We start from the raw sequence: 25,400 nt of genomic DNA on the forward strand, positions 1-25,400 counted from the left end.
CGGCCGTCCAGGCGCTCCTGGCGGCGAAGCAACCGAATGGCTCCGTCCGTAGGAGCGCGGCTGGCGCAGCACGTGCCATCGTCAATCACGATGCGGAACGTGCATTCCTGCCTGCAGGCCATCAATTCAATACGTGTGTGACAAGCGCCGACGGACCTGGCGACTTACGCCACTCCTACGCACCGGCCAACAGCACCCGTCCGTCACGCACTTCAACGGGGACCGCGCGCAGCGAATCGCCCTTGCACGGGCCGGCCACGCAGATGCCGCCTTCCAGTTCGAACGAAGCACCGTGCACGGCGCACACCAGGTGTCCCTCGCGGCTCTTGAGGAACTGCCCCGGCGCCCAGTCCAGCGCGCGACCGGCATGCGGACAGACGTTCAACCAGGCACGTACCTGCGCGCCATCGCGGTACAGCACCAGGGTTTCGGCATCCTCTTGCAGGGTGGCGGTCACCGCGTGGAAGCCGCCATCGGGCAGGTCATCGAGTTTTGCCAATTCAGTTTCGGGCGAGGATACGGAAGACATCTGGAACACCGGCGCGATTCGAACCGCGATTGTCGCACGCAGCCATCCGGACCATGACCAAGCTGACCGGAACCATTGTCCTGATGACATATTCAGGCAAGAATTAACGACAACTTCACGCATTGCCCCGCATCGCCGCCGATACTCGCCGGCAGCCAAACGGTCACACCCCTTTCATGCGCATCCGTTACGTCCAGTTCTCCAAGCTCCGCAACCTGTTCGAGCCGCGCAAGCCGCGCAACCCGCTCGTACGGATTGCACTCGGCCTGCTGGGCCTTGCCATCCTGGCGGTGCTGGTCGTGGCCGGCGTGTTTGTCGGTGCCGCGATGATCCTCGGCGGAATCGCCTGGAAGCTGTTGGCAGCACGCAAGCGCCGCAACGCCGGCAAGGCTGACCCATCGGTGGTCGACGCCGAATACCGCGTGGTGCGCAAGGCCGCACTGCCGCACAGCACCGGCGCCTGAGTTCCCGGCCCCCGCTGCAGCGCTTGGCCGGGCACAACTCCGCTAGACTTTCGCGTCGTTTCACCTGGACGCGAACCATGACTGATCTGATCCCCACCCCGACCCTGCCCCGTGTACCGGTGGCCGGCGGCAGTACGTTCCCGGTGCACCGCATCTATTGCGTGGGCCGCAACTTCGCCGACCATGCGCGCGAGATGGGGGCCACGCCCGCCGCACCGAGCGACCGCGGGCAGCCGATGTTCTTCATGAAGCCGGCCGATGCCATCGTCATCGGCGATGCCGAAGTGCCCTATCCGCCCGCCACCGCCGACCTGCACCACGAGGTGGAGCTGGTCGTGGCGCTGGGCAGGGATGCACCGGCCGGCGTGCTGCCGGTCGACGCCGCGCTGGCGCTGGTGGCCGCCTATGGCGTGGGCCTGGACCTGACCCGTCGTGACCTGCAGGCCGCGGCCAAGGCCAAGGGCGGGCCCTGGGACATCGCCAAGGGGTTCGATCATTCGGCGCCGGTCAGCACGCTGGTGCCGGCCGACCAGGTGGGCCCGCTGGAAGCGGTGCGCCTGTCGCTGGAGATCAACGGCCAGGTGCGCCAGCAATCCACCCTGGACCAGATGATCTGGAACGTTCCTGAGATCCTGCACGAGCTGTCCAAGCTGTACGCACTGCGTGCAGGCGACCTGGTGTTCATGGGTACGCCGGCCGGCGTGGCGGCACTGCACAAGGGCGACCGCTTCGATGCACGGCTGGGCGACATCGCCCGCTGCCAGGGCGTGATCGCCTGACGACATCCGATGGAGTAGGCTGCGCCAGCTCCCCCATCCGTACGAACAGGAGAACTTCATGGGAATGATTAGCGAGTTCAAGGAATTCGCCATGCGCGGCAACGTCATCGACCTGGCGGTCGGTGTCGTGATCGGCGGCGCGTTCGGCAAGATCGTCACCTCGCTGGTGGACAAGGTGATCATGCCGCCGATCGGCTGGCTGATCGGCAACGTCGACTTCTCGGCGCTGGCCTGGACCCTGGCCCCCGCCAAGATCGGTGCCGACGGCAAGGAGATCCCGGCGGTGGTGATCGGCTACGGTGATTTCATCAACACCCTGATCCAGTTCATCATCGTCGCCTTCGCCATCTTCATGCTGGTCAAGGTGGTCAACCGGCTCTCGCGCAAGAAGGAAGAGGCCCCGGCGGCACCGGCCGAGCCGTCCGAGGAAGTGCTGTTGCTGCGCGAGATCCGCGACAGCCTCAACAAGCGCTGAGGCGCCCCGGGGCGTTGATGCAACGGCCGGAAGGACTTCCTTCCGGCCGTTTTCGTCTGCGCCGATCAGAAGGTCAGCATCGCCGAGAACTGGGGGCTGACGAACGACGCGCTGTTGCGCCCACCTGGCAGCGACAGCTCGGCTCCGAGCAGGAAGCCCACCCGATCGCTGTGGATGTACTCGATGGCCGGTGCCGCGCTGAAACTGCGGCTGCGCGGGTCGGCGCGACGCTGCCCCTGGACGCAGCGCCCCTGCGCAGGGGCATGGCACCCCTGCAACACCGCGCGCCCGTCGCGCGAGGCGGTGACATCCAATGCCAGTGCCCAATCCGGGCTGAGGCTGTATTCGAACCCCACCGCGGCGCTGGTGTTGCTGCCGTGGTGCATCGCGCCGCGGAAGGCATGCCCGGTACCAAACACGCTGGTTCCCTCCACATCGACGCGGCCAGGCGACGGACTCCAGCCCACCTGCCAGCGCCAACGCAGCGTGTGGCCGCTGGACATCGGCAACCATTGCTGGCCCACCAGGGAAAGGGCGGTGCGCCTTGCGCCGTTGCCACGCCCATTGAGCGCATTGCCGCCAAGCTCGTCGTAACTGCCCGTGGCCAGCGTCTGGCTCACCTGGGTACTGATGACCATGTCACCCGTCGAAGCCGCCCGTGGGCGCAGCACGTAGTTGAGCTTGAGCTTGCTGTCGCCGAAGCGCAGCCCATCGGCGCGCTGCTGGCCGATGCGTGCCCGTCCGGCACTGAGCGAGAGCTGCCCGGTGAGCCGCTCATTGATGCCATAACCGGCCAGCAGGCTCAGCTGCAGGTCGCTGCCGTGCTCGCCCATCCCGAAGCGATTGCCCTGACTGTCGTAGTACCCGCGCTGGCGCGTGTTGATCAGATAGGGCTGCAGATAGAAATGCCCGGGCGTGTAGGCCGCCGGGTTGGAGGTGATCAGTGGCCCGGTGAAACGGGCCGGGTGGACCTCCTGCCGTGACTCCTCGGCCAGCGCCATCGCCGGTATCAGGGCCATCGAGAACAACGGGGCTGCCATCCTGTGCTGCCACTTCATGCTTGCTCCAGCTACGTGCTCATCCACCCCATCGGTGGTCGCGTAGGCTCGCCCGCGGACATGGCGCGGCGCAGCGGGAAAACTCCTGAAGTCTGGCTCATCCGCATCTGCATGCCGAACGTTCTGGGCAGCGGTTCACATCGTGATGCTCCAGGTGCACCAGGCAGCGCGGCCGTCCCCCCCCAACCGGCACATTCGGCGGCCGGATCACGCTGCTAAAGTCAGTGATTCTTTACTTCGGAGCGGAACCCATGCGTCGCACTGCCCTCGCCCTTGCCACCTTGCTGTTGTGCGCCACGGCCGGCGCGACGAACGCCCCCGCCCCGACCCGCATCCCCGATGCGGCGATCAGCACCGCCGCGCAGCTGCGCGAACAGGCGCTGGCCGACACCACCGGCTGGCAGGTAGTAGAGTCGTTGACCACCGAAGTCGGGCCGCGCATGGCCGGCAGCGAAGCCGATGCCCGTGCCGTGGAATGGGCCAAGGCCAAGTTCAAGGCGCTGGGTTTCGACAAGGTCTGGACCGAGCCGGTCACCTTCCCGAAGTGGGAGCGTCGCAGTGAACACGCCTCGGTACTCGGCGCCCATCCGCAACCGTTGACCATCACCGCACTGGGCGGCAGCCCGGCCGGAACGGTCGAAGCCGAAGTAGTGCGCTTCGAGGGCCTGGATGCCCTGAAGGCCGCACCGGAAGGTTCGCTGGCGGGCAAGATCGCCTACGTCGACTTCACCATGAACCGCAGCCGCAGTGGCGAGGACTACGGCATCGGCGGCACCGTGCGCAGCCGCGGCCCGTCCGAGGCCATCCGCAAGGGCGCGATCGGCTACATCATGCGTTCGGCCGGCACCGATTCGCACCGCATGCCGCATACCGGCATCACCCGCTTCGATGAAGGCCTGACGCCGGTACCGTCGGCCGCGCTGTCCGGCCCGGATGCGGACCAGCTCAACCGGCTGGTCGCGCGCGGTGCCACCCGCATCCGCATCGCACTGGATTGCGGCTGGGATGGCAGCTACACCTCGCAGAACGTGATCGGCGAGATCACCGGCCGCAGCCTGCCCAAGGAAGTGGTGGTGATCGGCGGTCACCTGGATTCGTGGGACCTGGGCACCGGCGCGATCGATGACGGCGCAGGCGTCGGCATCACCATGGCGGCGGGCCACCTGATCGGCCAGCTCAAGCAGGCGCCCAAGCGCACCATCCGCGTCATCGCCTTCGCCAACGAGGAACAGGGGCTGCACGGCGGCAAGGCCTACGCTGCCGCGCGCGTGCAGGCCGGCGAGATCGTGCTGCAGCACATCGCGGCCGAAAGCGACTTCGGCGCGGGCCGCATCTATGCGTTCAACACCGGCTCGGGCAATGCCGAGGGCTCGCGCGAGGCGACCCGCCAGATCGCCGAAGCGCTGGCACCGCTGGGCATCGAGTACCAGCCGGGCAAGGGCGGTCCGGGCCCGGATGTCGGCCCGTTGGCGGCCAAGGGCGGCGCCTGGGCCTGGCTGGCCCAGGACGGGACCGATTATTTCGACCTGCACCACACCCCGGACGACACCCTGGACAAGATCGACCCGAAGGCGCTGGCACAGAACGTGGCCGCTTACACCGTGTTCGCCTACCTGGCCGCCGAATCGGAAGGCAGCTTCGGCAGCGAGGCCAAGGACGTGGTGCCGCCGCGCGAGTGATCGCCCGGGCCGTGACCGGAAAGGCGCCGCAAGGCGCCTTTTCGTTGCAGGGGGTGCCGAGCCGCGCCCGGTGGGGCTAATTCCCGCATGGCCTCAGTGGAGCGTGATTCCGCTCTACCGTGAACGACAAAGGCGCCGACGGCGCCTTTGTCGTTCAACACGGATCGCACCGATCACGCCTTGGCGTGACGGCTGCACCAGCTGGACAGGAACACTGCGGTAGCCGAGGCCACGTTGAGGCTTTCCACCGCGCCGGTGCCGGGGATGGACAGGCGCAGGTCACAGCCCTGCGCGAAATCGCGGTCCATGCCTTCGCCTTCGGCGCCCATCACGTAGACCATGCGCGCCGGCAGCGCCGTGGTGAACAGGTTCTCGCCCCCCTCGACCAGCGTGGCAGCCAACCCGAAACCGGCGCCACGCAGTTGCGCCAGCGCCTGCGGCAGGGCCGGCAGGCGGACCAGCTGCACCGCCTCGGCGCCGCCTTCGGCAACGCGTGCCGCCGCACCGGACAACGCCAGCGTGGATTCGGCCGGCAGCAGGATCGCCGACACACCGAAGTGCGCCGCCGAACGCAGGATCGCGCCAAAGTTGTGCGGGTTGCCCACGCCATCCAGCCACAGGGCCAGCGCCGGGCCGTCGGCCAACGTGCCCAGCCACGCCGCCAGCGCAAGCGGCTCCTGCCGCACCACGTCGGCGACGACGCCTTCGTGGTGGGTGGTGGCGGCGAGCTTGTTCAGGTCACCATCGCCCACCACGCGGTAGCCGACGCGGTTGGCCACACACCATTTCAGCACCGGCTGCAGCCGCTGGATCATGTCCTCGGCCAGGTACAGCTTGCGCAACGCCTGCGGACGGCGGGCGAACATGGCCTGCACGGCGTTGAAGCCATACAGGCGCAGCTCGTCGCTGCCACGCACCGGCGGGCCACCGGCCCCTGCGCCATCGCGCGGGCTGGCCGGCAACGGGGTCGCGCGCGGCGGGCGGGAGGACGGGCGTCGGTTGTTCCAGGGGTTGCTCACTGCTTGAGTACTCGCTTACTTGTTGGTGCGCCAGAAGTCGGCGTTCTTGATGCCCAGTGCATCCGGGTTGAAGACCGGGTCCAGGCCCTGCTTCTTCTGCCGCTCGTAGTCGGTCAGCGCCAGCATCGCCGGCTTCTGCAGGATCAGGATCGCGATCACGTTCAACCAAGCCATCAGGCCGACGCCGATGTCGCCCAGCGCCCAGGCCATCTTGGCGTTGTGGAAGGCGCCGAACACCACCATGCCCATGATGCCCAGGCGCAGCACCAGCGTGGCCGCCGGATGGGTGCGGTTGCTGCCGGCCAGGTAGGTCAGGTTGGTTTCGGCCATGTAGTAGTAGGCCATGATGGTGGTGAAGGCGAAGAAGAACAGCGCCAGCGCCACGAAACCCGCGCCCCAGCCCGGCATCACCGACTCCACCGCAGCCTGGGTGAACAAGGCACCTTCGGACGGGGCCACGCCGGGCACGCCGGTGACGATGGCCTCCAGCTTCTGCACCCCGTCGACGGTGACTTCGCGGAACACGTTGTACATGCCGGTGGACAGCACCAGGAACGCGGTCGAGGTGCACACCAGCATGGTGTCGAAATAGATGGCGAAGGCCTGCACGTAACCCTGCTTGGCCGGGTGCGAGACCTCGGCGGCGGCGGCGGCGTGCGGGCCGGTGCCCTGGCCGGCCTCATTGGCGTAGATGCCGCGCTTGACGCCCCAGGCGATGGCCTGGCCGATGATGCCGCCGAACGCCGCGTGCGCACCGAAGGCGCTGGAGAAGATGTCGGCGAACATCGTCGGCACCTTGCTGGCGTTGAGCATCATCACCACGATGGCCATCAGGATGAAGCCCAGCGCCATGAACGGCACCACCACCTCGGCGAAGCTGGCGATGCGCTTGACGCCACCGAAGATGATCACGCCCAGCAGCACCGCCACGGCGATGCCGATCCACAGCTTCATGCTGCTGGCGCCGCCCATCGAGGCACAGGCATCGGCCCCGGAGCACATCACCGCCACCGCGCTGTCGGCGATGGCATTGGCCTGCACGCCCGGCAGCAGGAAGCCCGCGGCGACGACCGTGGCCAGCGCGAAGGCGGCCGCATACCACTTCAGGCCCATGGCCTTCTCGATGTAGTACGCCGGGCCGCCACGGTAGCGGCCTTCGCCGTCCTTGACTTTGTAGATCTGGGCCAGCGTCGACTCGACGTAGGAAGTGGAGGCGCCCAGGAAGCCCATCACCCACATCCAGAAGATCGCGCCGGGACCGCCGTAGGCGATGGCGGTGGCCACGCCGGCGATGTTGCCGATGCCCATGCGCCCGGCCATCGACATGGCCAGCGCCTGGAAGGAGGACACGCCGGCTTCGGACTTCTGGCCGCGTACGGTCAGCCGGCACATTTCCGCGAAGCCACGGATCTGCATGAAACGGGTACGGAGGGTGAACCACAGACCTGCGCCCAGACACATGAAGATCAGGGCGTTGCTCCAGATGATGCCGTTGATGTATTCGACGATGGATTCCACGTATTTCCCCGGAAAGCTGAAAGTGATCACGCCCCGGGCCCCGGGACCGACCGATTCTTCCACGATTGAGCCGTGCTGTGCACGCCTATCGGGCCAATTGCGGCAAACTCCCAAGCCGGGAGCCGCAACGCATGTCATACCGCTGGCCATCCCTGGACACCGATCGACAGTCGGTGCCGTACTCGGCGCATCCCTGCTTGAACATCCCCCAGGCTGCGGCAGCCCCCTTGCCGCCGCGGCCCGGATCATCATCGGGCGGTGCGGACACCGCCCCATTCATGCCTGACGCCGCTCGGCTCAGGCATGCCCGCCCACCGGCGGGGTCTGGCGCTCCTGCCGTTCCAGCTCGTTGGCCACGGTCTCCGGCGACTGCGTGTACGGGGCCAGCAGCGCGTAGAACGCCGGCACCACGAACAGCGACAGGAACGTGGACACGGTGACACCGAAGATGACCACGATGCCGATGGTGGCGCGGCTGGCCGAGCCCGGCCCGCCGGCGAGCACCAGCGGGATGGCACCGACCACGGTGGCGATGGAGGTCATCAGGATCGGGCGCAGGCGCACCACCGACGATTCGACAATGGCCTGGTGCACGTTGCGTCCCTCGTCGCGCAGCTGGTTGGCGAACTCCACGATCAGGATGCCGTTCTTGGCCGCCAGTCCCACCAGCATCACGATGCCGATCTGGCTGAACAGGTTGAGCGTGCCGCCGCTGATGTACAGGCCCAGGAACGCGCCGAGCACGCCCAGCGGCACGGTCAGCATGATCACCAGCGGGTGGATGAAGCTCTCGAACTGCGCGGCCAGCACCAGGTACACCACCAGCAAGGCCATGCCGAAGGTCAGCAGCACCGCACTGCCGGTGCTCTGGTACTCACGCGACTCGCCCTTCCAGTCGATCTGCGCGTACTCCGGCAGTTCCTCGCGCGCCACGTCCTGTACCCAGGCGATGGTCTCGCCCAGCGTGTGGCCCGGGGCGACGTTGGCGCTGATGGTGATCGCGCGCAGGCGGTTGAAGCGGTTGAGGCTGCCGGCCTCGGCCACTTCGCTGAGCGTGACCAGGTTGGACAGCGGCACCAGTTCGCCGGAGCGTGCCCGCACCTGGATGGCCGACAGGTCCGCCGGCGAGGTACGTCCCTCGCGGCCGGCCTGCACCAGCACGTCGTACTCCTCACCGTTGTCCACGAACGTGGTGACGCGGCGCGAGCCCATCATGGTTTCCAGCGCGCGGCCGATGGCGGTGACCGAGATGCCCAGGTCGGCCGCGCGCTGGCGGTCGATGTTCACGCGCATCTGCGGGCGGGTTTCCTTGTAGTCGGAGTCGGCACCGACCAGCCCGGGGTAATCGGCCATGCGCGCCAGCAGGCGGTCACGCCACTGCGCGATCTCCGCGTACTCCGGGCCGCCAAGCACGATCTGGAACGGCTGGCCCATGCTGCGCACCAGGCCGCCGCCGACCATCGTGCGAACGCGCACGCCGCTCAGGCCGTTGAGTTCCTTCTGCAGGTCATTGGCCACGTCGCTGGTGGCCTCGTGGCGGTCGCGCCACGGCTGCAGGAACACGCTGATGCGGCCGGTGTGCATTTCCTCGCTGTTGCCCCAGCCGCCAGGCACGCGCGGGTTGGCGCGCACGATGGGCTCTTCCGGGCCGACAAAGCGCGAGACGATCTGCTCCACCTGCTGCACCTGGCCGACGGTGTAGTCGTAGCCGGCGCCTTCCGGGCCGTCGATCATGATCTGGAACGAGCCGCGGTCCTCGGCCGGCGCCAGCTCCGAGGGCAACAGCTTGAACAGGCCCCAGCTGGCACCCAGCGCGGCCAGCATCACCACGCCGAAGATCCAGGTGCGCTGCACGTGGCGATCCAGCACCCGGCCATACGCGGCCGAGACGCGCTCCAGCTCGCGGTTGACGAAGCGGTTGATGCGGCCGGGCTTCTGTTCGCTGTGCGGCTTGAGCAGTTTGGAGGCCATCATCGGCGTCAGCGTCAGCGCGACGAAGGCCGACAACGCCACCGCCGCGGCCAGCGCCACCGCCAGTTCGCGGAACAGGCGGCCGGTGTTGCCTTCCAGGAAGCCCACCGGCAGGAACACCGCCACCAGCACCGCGGTGGTGGCGATCACCGCGAACGCCACCTGCGCGGTGCCACGCCGTGCGGCCACCAGCGGCGGTTCGCCCAGGTCGATGCGGCGCTGCACGTTCTCCACCACGACGATGGCGTCATCGACCACCAGGCCGATGCACAGCACCAGCGCCAGCAGGGTGAACAGGTTGATCGAGAAGCCGAACGCGAACAACGCGATGAACGCCGCCACCAGGCAGACCGGCACGGTCACCGCGGGAATCAGCGCCGCGCGCAAACTGCCCAGGAACAGCCAGATCACCGCCAGCACCAGCAGCATCGCCTCGACCAGCGTCCAGTACACGCGCTCGACCGCCGCCTCGATAAAGGTGGTGTTGTCGAAGGCGACGAAGATCTGGGTGCCCTTGGGCAGGGTCTGGGCGATGCGCTCGGCCTCGGCGCGGGTGGCGCGGGCCACGTCCAGCGCGTTGGCGGTGGAGGTCTTGACGATGCCCAGGCCGATGCCCGGCTCGCCATTGCTGCGGTAGTACGCGCGGCGCTCGGACGAGGCCAGCTCGACCTTGGCCACGTCGCCCAGGCGCACCACGTAGCCATCGTTGCCCTTGCCCAGCGGGATGCTGGCGAAATCGGCCGGCGCGACATAGCTGCGCTCCACGCGCAGGGTGAAGTCGCGGTCGGCCGACTCGATGCGGCCGGCCGGCAGCTCGACGTTCTCGTTGCGCAGCGCGGTTTCCACCTCGTTGACGGTCAGCCCGCGCGCGGCCAACTGGTCGCGGTCCAGCCAGATCCGCATCGCATAGCGCTGGCGGCCACCGATGCGCACCTGCGCCACGCCGTCGATGCTGGAGAAGCGGTCCACCACGTAGCGCTCGGCGTAGTCGCTGAGCTCCAGCGTATCCATCGCCGAGGAGGCCATGTTGAACCAGATGATGGGGTCGGCATCGCTCTCGACCTTGGCGATCTCCGGCGGTCGCGCTTCCTCCGGCATGCGGTCGGCGACCCGGCTGACCGCGTCGCGCACGTCGTTGGCGGCGGCCTCGATGTCGCGGTTGGCGGTGAACTCGATACTGACCGAGGCACGCCCGTTGGTGCTGCGTGCATTGATCGTATCGATGCCTTCGATGCCGGCCAGCGCGTCTTCCAGCACCTGGGTGACACGGCTTTCGATCACCGCCGCCGAGGCGCCGGTGTAGTCCACCGACACCGACACGATGGGCGGGTCGATGGCCGGCAGCTCGCGCAGGGTCAGGCGGTTGAACGACATCACGCCCAGCACCACCAGCAGCAGGCTCATCACCACGGCCAGCACCGGCCGCTTGATCGAAAGATCGGAAAGCTTCATCCGGCCTTCGCCCCGGTGGCCGCGGCCGGCGCCGCTTTGGCCGGCCTCCGGGCATCCTCCACCCGGATGCCGGGGCGCAGCTTGCCGGTGCCATCGACGACGATGCGCTCGCCGGCCTTCAGGCCCTCGGTGATCTCGACCACGCCGGCGCGGCGGGTGCCGGTCCGCACGTCAACCCGCTCGACGCTGGCATCGTCCTTGACCCGGTACACGAACGAATCCCGCCCGACCTGCACCACCGCGATCTCGGGAATGACCAGCGCCTGCCGCTCGGGGCGGAACACCCGCACGTCCAGCAGCATGCCCGGCCGCAGCGCGTGGTCGGCGTTGACGAAATCGGCACGCACGGTGACCGCGCGGCTGCCCGGATCCACGCGCGCATCGACGGTACTCACCTCGCCATCGAAGCTGCGCCCCGGGTAGGCGACGCTGCTGCCGGTGACCTTGTCGCCCGGCTGGAGCGACGCCAGTTCGGCCTCCGGGACCTGGAAATCGACGTGCACGCGCGAGATGTCATCCAGCGTGGCGATGGCGGTGGTCGGGGTGACCAGCGAGCCCGGGCTGACCTGGCGGATGCCCAGTACCCCGGCGAATGGCGCCCGTACCTGGCGGTCGGTGATGTCCGCGCGCATCTGCCGCACGCGCGCCTCGGCAGCGTCACGGATGGACTTCTGGGTGTCCAGGGTGGAATGCGCGACCAGCTGCTGGGCGGCCAGCTCACGCTGGCGCAGGTACAGCCGGTCGGCTTCGGCGAAGGTCGCCTGGGCCTGGGCCAGCGCTGCCTGCTGGGCATCGCCGCGCAGGGTGACCAGCGGGGTACCGGTCGTCACCTGCTGGCCGCTTTCGAAATGCACCTTGTCGATGATCTCGCTGACCTTGGCGGTGACGATGATCGACTCGCGCGCCTTGGCGGTGCCGATGGCCTGCAGCGTGTCATTCCAGGCCGAAGGCTGCACCACCTGGAGGGTGACCGGCACGGCGTCGCCGGCCTGGCGTGGCGTTTCAGCGCCCTTGCGGTTACAACCGGCCAGGGCCAGTGCCAGGACAGTGGCCCCAGCCACGGTGAAGGCAGAACGCCGCAACATACACAATCCCGTCATTTACACGATCCAGCAGTCTAGCGGCCGCCGGTTACGGTGATATGTGCCGTTAGGGGGGGAACGGGGGCTTTGGCTTTGGCTTTGGCTTTGGCTTTGGCTGTTGCTGTTGCTGTTGCTGTTGCTGTTCCCTTCTCCCGTCCACGGGAGAAGGTGGTGCGCAGTACCGGATGAGGGCTGCCTTTCACCTTCCCCCGAAAGGCCAACGGGCACCCGCCCTCCTCCGCCCTTCGGCCGGTTTCCCCCATGAATGGGAGAAGGCACGGCAGGCAGCCCTACCTGCCTGCCCGCGCCCTGTTGAGCCGCCGCCTCATCCCTGCTCCAGCGCCTTCAACACCTGTTCGACCATGGCCGGCACTCTCTCACGGTCCGCCCGCAGATGCAGCTCCGGCGCCACCGGCGCTTCATAGGGCGAATCGATGCCGGTGAAGTTGGGGATCTGCCCGGCACGCGCCTTGCGGTACAGGCCCTTCACGTCACGTGCTTCGGCCACTTCCAGCGGTACGTCGACGAACACCTCGATGAACTCGCCCGGCTCGAAACGCTCGCGCGCCATCTGCCGCTCGGCCCGGAACGGGGAGATGAAGCTGACCAGCACCACCAGCCCGGCATCGGCCATCAGCCGCGCCACCTCGGCCACCCGGCGGATGTTCTCCACGCGATCCTCATCGGTGAAGCCCAGGTCGCGGTTGAGCCCGTGGCGGACGTTGTCGCCATCGAGCAGGAAGGTGTGCCGGCCCTGCGCGTGCAGGCGCTTCTCCACCTGGTTGGCGACGGTGGACTTGCCGGCCCCGGACAGGCCGGTGAACCACAGCACCCTGGGCTGCTGGCCCTTGATGCGGGCCCGCGCGGCCTTGTCCACGTCCAGGTGCTGCCAGTGCACGTTACCGGCGCGGCGCAGCGCGAAGTCCAGCGTACCGGCGGCAACGGTCGCATTGCTCTGCCGGTCGATCAGGATGAAGCCGCCCAGCGCGCGGTTCTGCGCATAGGCCGCGAAAGCCACCGGCTCATCCAGCGACAGGTTGCAGAAGCCCACCTCGTTGAGCTCCAGCCGCTTGGCAGCCAGGTGCTCCTGCGTGTTCACGTCCACGCGGTGCTTGATCTCGCTGATACTGGCGGCCACGGTGCGGCTGCCGATCTGCAGCCAGTACGGGCGCCCCGGCAGCAACGCGGCATCATCCATCCACAGCACGTGGGCGGCGAACTGGTCGGCCACCTCCGGCGGATCGTCGGCGGCGGCGATCACGTCGCCACGGCTGACATCCACCTCATCGGTCAACGTCAGCGTCACCGCCTGCCCGGCCGTGGCGACGTCGAGCGGACCGTCCGGGCCAAGCACCTGCCGGACCGTGGAGCGGCGTGCCGACGGCAACACCACCACCGCGTCGCCCACACGTACCTGCCCGGCGGCCACGGTGCCGGCAAAGCCGCGGAAATCCTGGTTGGGCCGGTTGACCCACTGCACCGGCAGGCGCAGCCCACTGGCGGCATCACGGTCTTCCAGCACGAGCGTGTCCAGGTGCTCCAGCAGGCTCGGGCCGTCGTACCACGGCGTCAGCGCCGAACGCACGGACAGGTTCTGCCCTTCCAACGCCGACAGCGGGATGGCCTGCACGTGGGCAATGCCCAGCTGCGCGGCCAGTGCCTGGTAGTCCTGGACGATGCGCGCGAACACGTCCGCGTCGTAGTCCACCAGGTCCATCTTGTTGACCGCCAGCACCACATGGGCGATGCCGAGCAGCGAGATGATGTAGCTGTGCCGGCGGGTCTGCGCCAACAGGCCCTTGCGCGCATCCACCAGCACCACCGCCACGTCGGCGGTGGACGCACCGGTGGCCATGTTGCGGGTGTACTGCTCATGCCCCGGGCAGTCGGCGACGATGTACTTCCGGGCGTCGGTATCGAAGTAGCGGTAGGCCACGTCGATGGTGATGCCCTGCTCGCGCTCGGCAGCCAGACCATCGAGCAGCAGCGCGTAGTCGATGCGCTCGCCCTGCGTGCCATGGCGCCGGCTGTCGGCTTCCAGCGCGGCCAGCTGGTCATCGAACAGGCGCTTGCTTTCGTACAGCAGGCGACCGATCAGCGTGCTCTTGCCGTCGTCGACGCTGCCGCAGGTGATGAAGCGCAGCAGCGGCTTGGATTCGTGCTGTTGCAGGTACGTGGAGATATCGGAAGAAGTGGTGACCGCGCTCATCAGAAATAGCCCTCCAGCTTCTTCTTCTCCATCGAGGCAGACTGGTCGTGGTCGATCAGGCGCCCCTGTCGTTCGGAACTGGTGGACACCAGCATCTCGGCGATGATCTTTTCCAGCGTGTCCGCTTCCGACTCGATCGCACCGGTCAGCGGATAGCAGCCCAGCGTGCGGAAACGCACCTTGCGCAGCTGCGGCACTTCACCCGGCTGCAATGGCAGGCGGTCGTCGTCGACCATGATCAGGCTGCCGTCGCGCTCGACCACCGGTCGTTCGGCGGCGAAGTACAACGGCACCACCGGGATGTTCTCGCGGTAGATGTAGAGCCAGATGTCCAGCTCGGTCCAGTTCGACAGCGGGAACACGCGCACGCTCTCGCCCGGGTGGATGCGGGCGTTGTACAGGTTCCACAGCTCCGGGCGCTGGTTCTTCGGGTCCCAGCGGTGGCGGTCGTTGCGGAAGGAGAACACGCGCTCCTTGGCACGCGACTTCTCCTCGTCGCGGCGGGCGCCGCCGATGGCCGCGTCGAACCTCCACTTGTCCAGCGCTTGCTTCAGGCCCTGGGTCTTCATCACATCGGTATGCACACCGGGCCCGTGCGTCACCGGTCCGATGTCCTGGGCGATGCCGTCGGGGTTGATATGCACCCGCAGCTCGGTGCCGGTCTCGGCCACGCGCCGGTCGCGGAAGGCGATCATCTCGCGGAACTTCCAGCGGGTGTCCACGTGCAGCAGCGGGATCGGCGGCACGCCGGGCGCGAACGCCTTCATCAGCAGGTGCAGCAGCACCGAGCTGTCCTTGCCCACCGAATACAGCAGCACCGGGTTGTCGAAGGCCGCGGCGACTTCCCGCAGGATGTGGATGCTCTCGGCTTCCAGCCGATCGAGGTGGGACAGGGATCTGTTGGCGGTCATCACGAGGTGGTCGGCAGAGGCAACGCCCGGTCTGGGCTACACAGTACCCGTACAGGGCCCGGGCTGGATGGCGAGTGTGGGGCCCGACTCACATACGACTGAAATAAACGCAGGGCATGAAGCGATAACCGCTCATCCTTTCTGGCGAACGAAACATTTACCTAGCATCGGTCATCCCATATCAGACCGGACTGGACATGACCGCCGCCGCCATCGTGCCTCCCAGCCCCTTGCCCGAAGACCGCAGGGTCCTGCTGACGCGACTGGTGGAGGGGCTGGATGGCAACAGCCTGTGGTGGCTGTCCGGCTTCGCCGCCGGGCTGGCCCAGGGCCACCCGCCGCCGTCGCTGGCGGTGATCCCCGGCGGACAACCCGCCGCTCAACCGGCAGCAGCACGCCTGACGGTGGTCTATGGCAGCCAGACCGGCAATGCGCGCCGCGCCGCCGAGCAACTGGCGGCCGAGGTCGAGGCCGCCGGCCTGCCGGTGCGCCTGCTGCGCGCCGACGCCTACCCCACCCGCGAACTGGCCAACGAGCGCCTGCTCTACATCGTCATCAGCACGCAGGGCGAAGGCGACCCGCCGGACGATGCGATCGGCCTGGTCGAATTCATCGCCGGCAAGCGCGCACCCAGGCTACCCGAACTCAAGTACGCGGTCCTGGGCCTGGGCGACTCCAGCTACGCCGAGTTCTGCGGCATCGCCCGCAAGCTGGACAACCGCCTGGCCGAACTCGGCGCCCAACGCCTGCAGCCGGCCGGTGAAGCCGACCTGGACATCGACGCGGTGGCCACGCCCTGGCGTGTCCAGGCCCTGGCCGATGCCCGCACCACCCTCGGTGAAGCCGCCAGCCCGGCACCGAGCAACGTTACCCCGCTGCGCCATGCCAGCACCTACAACGCACAACACCCGTTCAGCGCCGAGCTGCTGGCGCGCCAGGTCATCAGCGGTCGTGATTTCAAGGGGCCGGCCTATGCCCGCTACGGCAGCGCCGACAAGCGCGTGCATCACGTCGAACTGTCGCTGGAAGGCAGCGGCCTGCACTACGAGCCCGGCGACGCGCTGGGCATCGTCCACCGCAATCCACAGGCGCTGGTCCAGGACGTGCTGGCCGCCACCGGCCTGGACGGCGACACGGCCGTGGCCCTTGACGGCCAGGCCCGTCCGCTGTCGCAGTGGCTGGCCGAACACCGTGAGCTGACCCGCATCTCGCGTCCGCTGCTGGCCGCCGTGGCCGAGCGCAATGCACACCCGGAGCTGGGGCGGCTGCTCGAACCCGAGCACAAGGCCGAACTGGCACGCGTGTTCGACGACCACCAACTGGTCGACGTGCTGCGTCGCTGGCCGGCGGACTGGAGCGCCGAGGCGTTGGTCGGCACCCTGCGCCCGGCCGCGCATCGCCTGTACTCGATCGCCTCCAGCCGCAAGCGGGTGGGCGAGGAAGTGCATCTCACCGTCGACGAACTGCGCTACGACGCCCATGGCGCGGCGCACGTGGGCGCGGCCAGCAGCTTCCTGGCCGCCCTGGAGGAAGGCGCGCAGGTACCGGTCTTCGTCGAGGCCAATGAACGCTTCCGCGTGCCGGCCGACGGCAGCCGCGACATCATCATGATCGGCCCGGGTACCGGCGTGGCGCCATTCCGTGCCTTCGTGCAGGAGCGCGCCGAGGTCGGCGCCGGCGGCCGCAACTGGCTGTTCTTCGGCGCCCGCCACTTCAACACCGACTTCCTCTACCAGGCCGAGTGGCAGGACGCGCTGCGCCGCAAGGAACTGCATCGCCTGGACTTGGCCTTCTCGCGCGACCAGGCCGACAAGGTCTACGTGCAGCAGCGCCTGCGCACCCGCGGCCGCGACCTGTACGACTGGCTGCAGAACGGCGCGCACCTGTACGTGTGCGGTGCGATCGGCATGGGCAAGGACGTGCACGCCGCGCTGCTGGACGTGGTCCGCGAACACGGCGGGCTGGATGAGGACGGCGCGCGCGAGTACCTCACGCAACTGCACACGGAAGGACGCTATGGCCGGGATGTGTACTGACGGTTGAGCCGCGATGCGCGGCGATGCGGACTTCGCGCCGGAAGGCGCCCCACCCCCTGTTCTGGCATAGCGAAAGAAGATGAGCACCCATTCCGTCGAATCGATCAAGGCCGAAAGCAACCGCCTGCGCGGCTCCCTGCTGGAAAGCCTGGCCGACCCGGTCACCGGCGCCTTGCGCGAGGACGACCAGACCCTGATCAAGTACCACGGCAGCTACCAGCAGGACGACCGTGACGTGCGCGACGAGCGCCGCCGGCAGAAGCTGGAGCCGGCCTACCAGTTCATGATCCGCACCCGCACCCCGGGCGGGGTGATCACCCCGGCGCAATGGCTCAAGCTCGACGCCATCGCCACCCGCTTCGGCAATCACTCGCTGCGCATCACCACCCGCCAGGCGTTCCAGTTCCATGGCGTGATCAAGCGCGAGCTCAAGGCCACCATGCAGGCCATCAACGCGGCGTTGATCGACACCCTGGCCGCCTGCGGTGACGTCAACCGCAACGTGCTGGTCGCCGCCAACCCGCTGCTGTCCAGCGCGCACGCCACCCTGTACGCCGACGCCGCGCGCACCTCCGAACACCTGCTGCCCAACACCCGCGCGTACTACGAGATCTGGCTGGACGAGGAACGCGTGGCGGGCAGCGGCAGCGAGGAGGAGCCGATCTACGGCGAGCGGTACCTGCCGCGCAAGTTCAAGATCGGCTTCGCCCTGCCACCAGTCAACGACGTGGACGTGTTCGCCAACGACTTGGGGTTCATCGGCGTGCTCGACGATGCCGGCACGCTGCTCGGCTACGACGTCAGCATCGGCGGCGGCATGGGGGCGACCCACGGCGATGCCGAGACCTACCCGCGCCTGGCCAACATCGCAGGCTTCATCCCGCGCGACGCCCTGCTCGATGTCGCCACTGCGGTGGTCACCACCCAGCGCGACCTCGGCAACCGCGACCTGCGCAAGCGCGCCCGCTTCAAGTACACCATCGACGACCACGGCCTGGACACCGTGATCGCCGAGATCCAGCGCCGCGCCGGCATCACCTTCCAGCCGCGCCGCTCGCTGCCGTTCGCGCACAACGGCGACCGCTATGGCTGGAACGAGGGCGAGGATGGCCGCTGGCACCTGACCCTGTCGCTGCCGGCCGGCCGCATCGCCGACCTGCCCGGCGCGCCGCACCTGACCGCGCTGCGTGAGATCGCGCGCCTCCACGCCGGCGAGTTCCGCATGACCGGCAACCAGAACCTGGTCATCGCCGGCGTCCCCGCCGCACAGCGCGCGCAGATCGATGCGCTGGTGCGCAGCGCCGGGCTGGATGCCGGCAACCAGGCCCCCACCGCGCTGGCACGCGCCGCCATGGCCTGCGTCGCCCTGCCCACCTGCGGGCTGGCCATGGCCGAGGCCGAGCGCTACCTGCCCGACTTCAGCGCCAAGCTGCAGCCGCTGCTGGAACAGCACGGCCTGGCCGAAGCGCCGATCCTGCTGCGCATCTCCGGCTGCCCGAATGGCTGCTCGCGCCCGTACCTGGGCGAGATCGCCCTGGTCGGCAAGGCACCGGGCCGCTACAACCTGATGCTCGGCGCCGACCATCGCGGCCAACGGCTGAACACCCTGTACCGCGAGAACATCACCGAGCCGGACATCCTGTCCGCGCTGGAGCCGTTGTTCGCCCGCTACGCCGGCGAGCGCACGGCGGACGAGGGCTTCGGCGACTTCCTGCACCGCGCCGGCATCGTCGACCTGCCGACCTACCCCACCCACCGCCAGATTCCCGTGGAACTGCACGCATGAGCGCCCTGCCCCGATCCTCGAACGATGCCATCGTCACCCCGCCGTTGCCGGATGACCTGGGCCCGCTCAACGCCGAACTGGAGGCCCTGGACGCCGTCTCGCGCGTGCGCTGGGCGCTGCTGCATGCCCCTGGCACGCACGTGCTGTCGTCCAGCTTCGGCGCGCAGTCGGCGGTGACGCTGCACCTGCTCAGCAGCCAGCAACCGGACGTGCCGGTGATCCTGATCGACACCGGCTACCTGTTCCCGGAAACCTACCGCTTTGCCGACGAGCTGACCGACCGGCTCAAGCTCAACCTCAAGGTCTACCGCCCGCTGGTCAGCCGCGCCTGGATGGAAGCCCGCCATGGCCGCCTGTGGGAACAGGGCGTGGTCGGCATCGAGCAGTACAACAACCTGCGCAAGGTCGAGCCGATGAAGCGCGCGCTCGACGACCTGCAGGTCGGCACCTGGTTCACCGGCCTGCGCCGCAGCCAGTCGGCCAGCCGCGCCGGCACCCCGGTGCTGCAGCGGCGGGGCGAGCGCTACAAGGTCAACCCGATCGCCGACTGGAGCGACCGCGACGTGTGGAAGTACCTCAAGCAGCACGACCTGCCCTACCACCCGCTGTGGGAACAGGGGTACGTGTCGATCGGCGACTTCCACACCACCCGCCGCTGGGAGCCGGGCATGCGCGAGGAGGACACCCGCTTCTTCGGCTTGAAGCGTGAGTGCGGATTGCACGAGGAAATCTGATCCGCGTCGCGATGCGCCCTGCGTGGCGTGGCACCCGTCAAGGCGGGGTGGTCAACGCGGCACGGGCTTGGCGGCCGAGGCCGCTGCTGCCTGCGTTGCCCCCCTTCCTTCCGCGCGGCAGAGGGAAAGGCCAGGGCGGGGGCTTCAGCCCTCGGCCTGCACCTGCTCCCAGAACGAGAGCAGCTCACGCAACGCGGGAGTGCCCTGCCCGGCTTCGGCGACGTCCTCCTGCAGCAGCTCCGCTTCACGCAGCCACTGCTGGTTGCTCAATTTCTGCAGCACGCTGCCCTCGGCATGGCTGCTGCCCATGTGCCACTGGCTGAAGTACAGCTGGTCGACGTGCCCATCGTGCAGCACGCGCACGTTCACGTGCATGGTCGAGGCCATGATGCGCTCGTAGACCCGGGCCACGCCCTCCTGGCTGCCTTCGAAGTACTGGAAGAACTGCTGCCCGTCGTACAGCAGCACGCCGGTCACACCGGCCAGTTGGTTGTGCGCCCGCGCATCCACCAGCAGATGGTCGATGTCGGCCGGCGTCAGCCCGGCAACAGCGGTACTTGCATATGCCACCGCGCGATACGTCATGTCCGTGGAAAGCTCCGAGCCAATGCCTGCCGAGCATGCCATAGCGCCCCCACCACCGCGAGCGGTGGCGGGGGCGCCGTCCTCAGTACCGGTAGTCCAGCTTCAGCCACGCGGTACGGCCCGGCTCGTTGATCCGCACCGGGTCGGCCGGGAAGCCGAAATCGGCACTGCCGGCCAGGTTCAGGTGCTCGGCGTAGGCGCGGTCGAACACGTTGTCCACGCCGACGCTGGCGCGCAGGTGGTCGCTGATGCGGTACGCAGCGTTGAGCGAAAGCGTGGCAAACCCGGCCGTCGGCCCAAGGTCGCGCGCGATCACATTGCCTTCGTCGGTGGCCACCCGGTTCTGCCGGTGCACGCCCCGCAACAGGCCACCGACCGACCAGCGGTCATGCTCGTAGGAGGCGTTCAGGCGTGCCTCCAGCGGCGGGATCTGCGGCAACGGCCGGTCTTCGCTGCGGTTCTCGCCCCAGGCGTAGGCCAGCGTGCCGCCCAGTTTCCAGCCCGGCGCGAGTCGCCACGCCAACCCCGCTTCACCGCCGGCGATCCGCGCCTCGACATTGGAGGCCTGCGTGGTGCTGCCCATCATGCCGCCGCTGCGGTAGGCGAACAGGATGTAGTCCTGCAGGCGCCCGGCATAGGCCGACACCCAGGCATCCAGGCGTTCGCTGCGGAACTGCAGGCCCAGATCCAGCTGGGTGGTCTTCTCCGGCCGCACGCCGCTGAAGGCATTGGGGCTGTCCGTCGGCCCGCTGTTGGCGGAGAACAGCTCCCAGTAGTCGGGCATGCGTTCGCTGCGGCCCACGCCGGCATACCAGGTCCAGGCCTGGCCATGGTCGCGCTCGTAGCGCAGGAAGCCGCTGCCCAGGGTTTCGTCACGGCGTTGGCCGGCGGTCGGGTTGGGCATGTTCATCATGCCGGTCGTGGCCCGGCGGTCCTTGACCTGCGCCGTGTCCACGCGCAGCCCGCTGACCCAGCGCTGCGCGGTACCTTCGCCAAAGGTCAGCTCGGTGAACACGCCCTGGTTGCCGAAGTCCGCATCGCGCGTCCACGCCGCCTGCCGCCAGGTGCCGCGGCCCATGCCGTTGCGGCTGCGATGGCGGCTGTCCTGCGCGTCCACGCCGGCAACGATGGCCACGTCCTGCCAACGCCACTCGCTGCTGACCCGGCCACCGGTAGTGCGCCGTTCGACGTTGGAGGCCATCGGCATCGGCATGCTGCTGTGCGGGTTCGGCGTGCGCAGCGTGTAGTTGTCCATCAGGTGGTCGGCGTTGTTGTAGTACAAGTTGGCCTGCAGCTTGTCCCAGGCGCCGGGCAGGTTGTCCTTCTCGAAGCGTAGCCCGTAACTGTCGCGCTTGAAGCTGGCGCCATCCATGCCGCGGCCGGCATAGCGGGCGACCGCATCGCCGGTGCCGGCACTGAGTTCGACCACGGTGTCGGCATCGGGCGTCCAGCCGATGGCGGCATCGGCATTCCACTTGCGCCAGCGCGACGGCACCACCGCGCCGTTGCCGTCGCGGTAGTCGTCCGATTCGGAGCGGTTGCCGTTGACGCGCACATAGCCCGGCGTGCTGCCAAAGGTGGCGTCGAGCATCTGGTCATTGCGGTTGTTGGAGCCGCCCAGTGCGCTGGCCTTCAACTCCATGCCCGGCGCATCGAAGCGCGGGGTTTCACGCTCGAAGCGCACCGTGCCGGCCGAAGCCCCGGCCCCCCAGCGCACGCTCTGCGGACCCTTGATCACGGTCAGCCGGTCGTAGGTTTCCGGGGCGATGTAGGACAGCGGGTTGTCCATGCGCGAGGGACACGCGCCGATCAGGTTGCCGTCGTTGCTGAGGATGTTCAGCCGCGAGCCGCCCATGCCGCGCAGCACCGGGTCGCCATTGGTGCCGCCATTGCGGATCGCCGAAAAGCCCGGAACGGTCTTGAGGTAGTCGGCACCGTCACTGGCCGGCACCGGTTGCCGCGGCAGGCGCGGGTCGGTCACCCATTGCAGCGGCGAGGACGGCGCGGCGGCGGTGACCACCAGCGTATCCAGGGTCTTGGCCGGGTCACGCGCCTGGGCGTATCCCGGCGGTGAAAACAGCGCCATGCAGATGCAGGCAGACAGGCACGCCGGTGCACCCGGCATACGGGAAAGGGAAATCATGCAGTTCTCCAATACGACACAGCCGCGCCCTGCCCGATGGCAGCGCGCGACGAAGGAAAGAGGGGATGTCGTTCAGGAGAACAGCGGCGGGCCACGCACCGGGTGCGCGGGCCAGCGCAGGCTGGGCGGCAGTTGGATGCTGCGTGGTGAGGCCGGCGCAAGCCGGTACAACAACGGGGCCAGTACCAGCAGCACCGCCAACCATGGCAGCAACCGCGAGGCCATGGTGCAGTAGTCGCAGGCCTCGCCGTGCGCGGCATGCGGATCGGGCGGTGCCTTGGCCGGCGCTGCGGCCGGCGCATGCCCGGCCAGGTGATGCGCATGCGCTGCATCGGTCATCGCCGCATGGCCAGCGTGCGCCCCCGGCAGGGCCATCGCACGGGTGTGCTGGACGTGCCCGGCCTGCACCCAGCGACTGACCACCGGCGCCAACGCCATCAACAGCGTGGCGGCCAGGGCCAGATACAGCAGCAGGGTTTGAAAACGGGCCGTGCGCATGACCCGGGCATTCTATCGGCGCAGGCCAGGATTACCGGTTCAGCGCAGGTGCGACCGTTTGCCGCACGAGCGCCACCTGCGCCGGCCTCACCGCACCCAGCCCAGCCGCACGGCCTGTGCTTTCACCGCCGCCGCACAGGCCGGTGCCGCCGCCTGCAACAGCAGGTGCGGCCCTTGCATGTCCAGGCAGATGCAATCCGCCACGTTGCGTGTGATCAACCGCCCTGCGCCCGCGGCGAGCAAGCGGTCACCGCTCGCCCGCAGGTAGACCACCGGCACCGGGATGCGATGCAGCAGCCCGACCACATCCACCCGCATCGCCAGCCCGGCACGATGGCGCAGGACCCGCGGGCTGACCTGCCGCAATGCCCGCCGCAACGCATGGTCCAGCGCAGGCGAACTCCAGCGTCCCAGCAACCACCAGCGCAGTACCGCCAATGGCACGCCGTGCACCGGCGCAACACGGGTGATCGGCGCCAACAGCCGCGACAACGGCACCGGCGCACGCGCGAAAGTGGTCGACAGGACCAGCCCGCGCAGGTTGGCGGGCGGATCGGCGGCGATGGCGATCGCCAACGGGCCGGAGAAGGATTCCCCCAGCAACACGAAGGGTGCTTGGTCGGGCAGAGCCGCACGGACCCGCCGTTCCAGTGATGGGTAATCCAACACGGCGTCGGCGGGATAGGCCATCACCTGCACCGTGGCAAAGGTGGTGCCCAGCGCTGCGATGAAGTCCTCGTGCAGGGTTCCCGTACCGTCCAGGCCGGGAAGGATCACAAGCCGGGTCACGCGCACCTCGACGGGAGTTTCGAGGAGGATACGCTGCATGCAGGTGCCGGGAACGCCGATCAGTTCACCGCGATCGCATGCCGCACCTTGAGGGCGCCGTAGCAGAGGTCGCAGACGATGGCCATGTCGTTGAATGCGGCGAAGGCCTCGGTCAGGCCGCGTTCCTGCTGGAACTTTTCCTCGCAGCGATGGCACCAGGCCTGCAGGTTGTTGGGGTCGCTGCTGTTCTCGATGAAGCCGGTGGGTGCCCCTTCGGCCCGCAGCATGTGCTGGCAGACCACCGCCGACACCCGCTGCCCATGCGGGCCGCAGTTCACCATGAGGGGTTCGTTCTCGTCCATGTGGGTTCGGCTCCTTGCTGAAAGGGGAAGCACTGCAGCACTTCTCCGGCAATGGTTCCAGATAGGCCAACGGCAGGGACCGGAAGGATGCCCTTCAGGGAGGTAGGCCAACGGCGTGGACGAGCCGCAGCCCGGAAGCACCCCTTGCTTTGGCGTAAACGGGGAAGATCCGGAACAGGCACCGTCCCGCCTTCGCGGCGGAAGCCGCGCCTGCCGCCAGCTCAGCTGGTGATCGTCTGGGTCAATGATTCCCAGGTCGGCGGCGTGGGCCAGTTGGCCTCCTGGTTGCCGTCCAGCACGCGACGCAGGTCGCGCTTGTCGATCTGCGGGGCGAGCACGTGCACCAGTTCCAGTGCGTAGTCGCGCAGCACGCGGTCGCGCGGCAACACCGCCCAGGCAATGCACTCGGGGATCGCGGCCGGTGCCGGCCAGGCGCGCAGGTCGGTGTCGTTGCCGCTGACCGCCATTTCCGCCAGCAGGCCGACGCCCAGGCCTGCACGTACGTAAGTCTTGATCAGGTCCGCGTCCAGCGCGGTCAGCGCCAGGTCCGGCTCCAGCTCGCGCGAGGCAAAGGCGCGTCGCAACGACGAACTCGGCCGTTTGGAGGATTCGTAGCTGATCAACGGGTAGTCGGCCAATGCCGCCAGGTCCGGCGCCGTGCCGGCCCGGTCCAGCGGATGGCCCTTGGGCACCAGCACCAGGCGACGCCAGCGGTACAGCGGCACCGCGATGCCCGTGGTGGGCTCGCTGCCGGCGGTGCTGATCACCGCGATGTCGGCATCGCCCTGGCTGAGCAGGTCCAGCGCATCGCTTTCGGCCGCCTGCTGCAGGTGCACGCTGACCTGCGGGTAGGCCTGCTTGATGCGCGCCACCGCCGGCGGCAGCACGAAGCGCGCCTGCGTGTGGGTGGTGGTCAGGATCAACTGGCCATGGCTCTCGCGACGCTGGTTGGCCGCGTAGGTGCGGATGTTGTTGGCCTCGGCCAGCACCGCACGCGAACGGCTGATCACTTCCTCGCCGGCCGGGGTCACCGATTCCAGGCTGCGCCCCTTGCGCACGAACAACAGGAAACCCAGCTCGTCCTCCAGCTGCTTGAGCTGCTTGGACAAGCCCGGCTGCGTGGCATGCACGCGCGTGGCCGCGAGCGTGATGTTGAGCTCGGCGTCGGCAATGGCGACGAGGTAGCGCAGTTGGGTCAGGGTCATCGCAGCAGGACAGGGAGAGGCGAAGGTGAGGCAACCGACTGTAGGTTAAATCCCACGAACAGCTTTATAACCAAAAGAGATAAGCAAGGCGACGCAAGTCATTTCCGGCCCATCGAGGGCAACGCTACGGTCAGCGG

The 25,400-nt window shown here is 68.3% G+C and carries 21 protein-coding genes; 7 read left to right on the forward strand and 14 right to left on the reverse strand.

Going from position 1 to position 25,400, the window contains the following annotated elements; genetic code table 11:
• Positions 1-175 precede the first annotated feature (175 nt).
• On the reverse strand, positions 176-529 hold the full coding sequence (locus AC06FE_RS07400) for a Rieske (2Fe-2S) protein (protein WP_478072679.1): 354 nt from the start codon (positions 527-529) through the stop codon (positions 176-178).
• A 176-nt stretch (positions 530-705) separates the two neighbouring features.
• Here AC06FE_RS07400 and AC06FE_RS07405 point away from each other — a divergent pair, with 176 nt between their 5' ends.
• The 3 genes from AC06FE_RS07405 to mscL all read left to right on the forward strand — a co-directional run bounded on the left by AC06FE_RS07405 (position 706) and on the right by mscL (position 2,247).
• A complete protein-coding gene (locus tag AC06FE_RS07405; RefSeq protein WP_132865402.1) occupies positions 706-993 on the forward strand; it encodes a hypothetical protein in 288 nt (95 codons plus the stop codon).
• A gap of 77 nt (positions 994-1,070) precedes the next feature.
• Positions 1,071-1,772 carry a fumarylacetoacetate hydrolase family protein gene (locus AC06FE_RS07410; protein ID WP_478072680.1) on the forward strand — a complete coding sequence of 234 codons (702 nt, stop codon included), beginning with the start codon at positions 1,071-1,073 and terminating at the stop codon, positions 1,770-1,772.
• A gap of 58 nt (positions 1,773-1,830) precedes the next feature.
• Positions 1,831-2,247 carry a large-conductance mechanosensitive channel protein MscL gene (gene mscL, locus AC06FE_RS07415; protein ID WP_132865404.1) on the forward strand — a complete coding sequence of 139 codons (417 nt, stop codon included), beginning with the start codon at positions 1,831-1,833 and terminating at the stop codon, positions 2,245-2,247.
• A 65-nt stretch (positions 2,248-2,312) separates the two neighbouring features.
• Here mscL and AC06FE_RS07420 read toward each other — a convergent pair whose 3' ends face one another.
• Positions 2,313-3,305: a hypothetical protein gene (locus AC06FE_RS07420; RefSeq protein ID WP_478072681.1), complete on the reverse strand. Its 993-nt coding sequence runs from the start codon at positions 3,303-3,305 to the stop codon at positions 2,313-2,315.
• Between the two features lie 251 nt (positions 3,306-3,556).
• Between AC06FE_RS07420 and AC06FE_RS07425 the strand changes: the two genes are divergently transcribed.
• A complete protein-coding gene (locus AC06FE_RS07425) occupies positions 3,557-4,984 on the forward strand; it encodes a M28 family peptidase (protein ID WP_478072682.1) in 1,428 nt (475 codons plus the stop codon).
• A 173-nt stretch (positions 4,985-5,157) separates the two neighbouring features.
• On the opposite strand, the gene AC06FE_RS07430 is transcribed toward AC06FE_RS07425, so the two are convergent.
• The 6 genes from AC06FE_RS07430 to cysD form a co-directional block, all read right to left on the reverse strand.
• Entirely contained in the window at positions 5,158-6,003 is an 846-nt protein-coding gene (locus AC06FE_RS07430; RefSeq protein WP_478072683.1) for a TrmH family RNA methyltransferase, read from the reverse strand.
• A gap of 15 nt (positions 6,004-6,018) precedes the next feature.
• Complete coding sequence (locus tag AC06FE_RS07435; RefSeq protein ID WP_425603738.1) at positions 6,019-7,464, reverse strand: alanine/glycine:cation symporter family protein; 1,446 nt, start codon at positions 7,462-7,464, stop codon at positions 6,019-6,021.
• A 354-nt stretch (positions 7,465-7,818) separates the two neighbouring features.
• Positions 7,819-10,944, reverse strand: coding sequence for an efflux RND transporter permease subunit (locus AC06FE_RS07440; RefSeq protein WP_132865409.1), 3,126 nt, complete (start codon positions 10,942-10,944; stop codon positions 7,819-7,821).
• Positions 10,941-12,029: an efflux RND transporter periplasmic adaptor subunit gene (locus AC06FE_RS07445; RefSeq protein WP_192287478.1), complete on the reverse strand. Its 1,089-nt coding sequence runs from the start codon at positions 12,027-12,029 to the stop codon at positions 10,941-10,943. Before AC06FE_RS07445 ends, AC06FE_RS07440 begins: the two co-directional genes overlap by 4 nt.
• Positions 12,030-12,351: 322 nt before the next feature.
• The gene (cysN, locus tag AC06FE_RS07450; protein ID WP_478072684.1) at positions 12,352-14,235 is read right to left on the reverse strand and encodes a sulfate adenylyltransferase subunit CysN; all 1,884 of its coding nucleotides are present in this window, start codon (positions 14,233-14,235) and stop codon (positions 12,352-12,354) included.
• Positions 14,235-15,146, reverse strand: a complete 912-nt coding sequence (cysD, locus tag AC06FE_RS07455; RefSeq protein ID WP_478072686.1) for a sulfate adenylyltransferase subunit CysD — start codon at positions 15,144-15,146, stop codon at positions 14,235-14,237. The genes cysN and cysD overlap by 1 nt, the downstream gene beginning before the upstream one ends.
• A gap of 197 nt (positions 15,147-15,343) precedes the next feature.
• On the opposite strand from cysD, the gene AC06FE_RS07460 reads away from it, so the two are divergent.
• The 3 genes from AC06FE_RS07460 (at position 15,344) to AC06FE_RS07470 (ending at position 19,702) form a co-directional block, all read left to right on the forward strand.
• The gene (locus tag AC06FE_RS07460) at positions 15,344-17,182 is read left to right on the forward strand and encodes an assimilatory sulfite reductase (NADPH) flavoprotein subunit (RefSeq protein ID WP_478072687.1); all 1,839 of its coding nucleotides are present in this window, start codon (positions 15,344-15,346) and stop codon (positions 17,180-17,182) included.
• A gap of 79 nt (positions 17,183-17,261) precedes the next feature.
• The gene (gene cysI, locus AC06FE_RS07465; protein WP_478072688.1) at positions 17,262-18,968 is read left to right on the forward strand and encodes an assimilatory sulfite reductase (NADPH) hemoprotein subunit; all 1,707 of its coding nucleotides are present in this window, start codon (positions 17,262-17,264) and stop codon (positions 18,966-18,968) included.
• Positions 18,965-19,702, forward strand: a complete 738-nt coding sequence (locus AC06FE_RS07470) for a phosphoadenylyl-sulfate reductase (RefSeq protein WP_478072689.1) — start codon at positions 18,965-18,967, stop codon at positions 19,700-19,702. Before cysI ends, AC06FE_RS07470 begins: the two co-directional genes overlap by 4 nt.
• A 144-nt stretch (positions 19,703-19,846) precedes the next feature.
• Here AC06FE_RS07470 and AC06FE_RS07475 read toward each other — a convergent pair whose 3' ends face one another.
• The 6 genes from AC06FE_RS07475 to AC06FE_RS07500 all read right to left on the reverse strand — a co-directional run bounded on the left by AC06FE_RS07475 (position 19,847) and on the right by AC06FE_RS07500 (position 25,263).
• On the reverse strand, positions 19,847-20,287 hold the full coding sequence (locus AC06FE_RS07475) for a BLUF domain-containing protein (protein ID WP_165931199.1): 441 nt from the start codon (positions 20,285-20,287) through the stop codon (positions 19,847-19,849).
• A gap of 82 nt (positions 20,288-20,369) precedes the next feature.
• On the reverse strand, positions 20,370-22,430 hold the full coding sequence (locus tag AC06FE_RS07480) for a TonB-dependent copper receptor (protein WP_478072690.1): 2,061 nt from the start codon (positions 22,428-22,430) through the stop codon (positions 20,370-20,372).
• Positions 22,431-22,502: 72 nt separating this feature from the next.
• Positions 22,503-22,928 carry a DUF2946 family protein gene (locus AC06FE_RS07485; RefSeq protein WP_192287484.1) on the reverse strand — a complete coding sequence of 142 codons (426 nt, stop codon included), beginning with the start codon at positions 22,926-22,928 and terminating at the stop codon, positions 22,503-22,505.
• An 87-nt stretch (positions 22,929-23,015) separates the two neighbouring features.
• Positions 23,016-23,756 (reverse strand): alpha/beta fold hydrolase, encoded by a 741-nt coding sequence (locus AC06FE_RS07490; protein WP_478072691.1) that lies wholly within the window; start codon positions 23,754-23,756, stop codon positions 23,016-23,018.
• A gap of 20 nt (positions 23,757-23,776) precedes the next feature.
• Positions 23,777-24,058, reverse strand: a complete 282-nt coding sequence (locus AC06FE_RS07495; RefSeq protein WP_132865421.1) for a hypothetical protein — start codon at positions 24,056-24,058, stop codon at positions 23,777-23,779.
• 221 nt (positions 24,059-24,279) lie between these two features.
• Positions 24,280-25,263 (reverse strand): LysR family transcriptional regulator, encoded by a 984-nt coding sequence (locus AC06FE_RS07500; protein WP_478072692.1) that lies wholly within the window; start codon positions 25,261-25,263, stop codon positions 24,280-24,282.
• Positions 25,264-25,400 lie beyond the last annotated feature (137 nt).

It is taken from the genome of Stenotrophomonas sp. Steno-C18, from assembly GCF_056393195.1.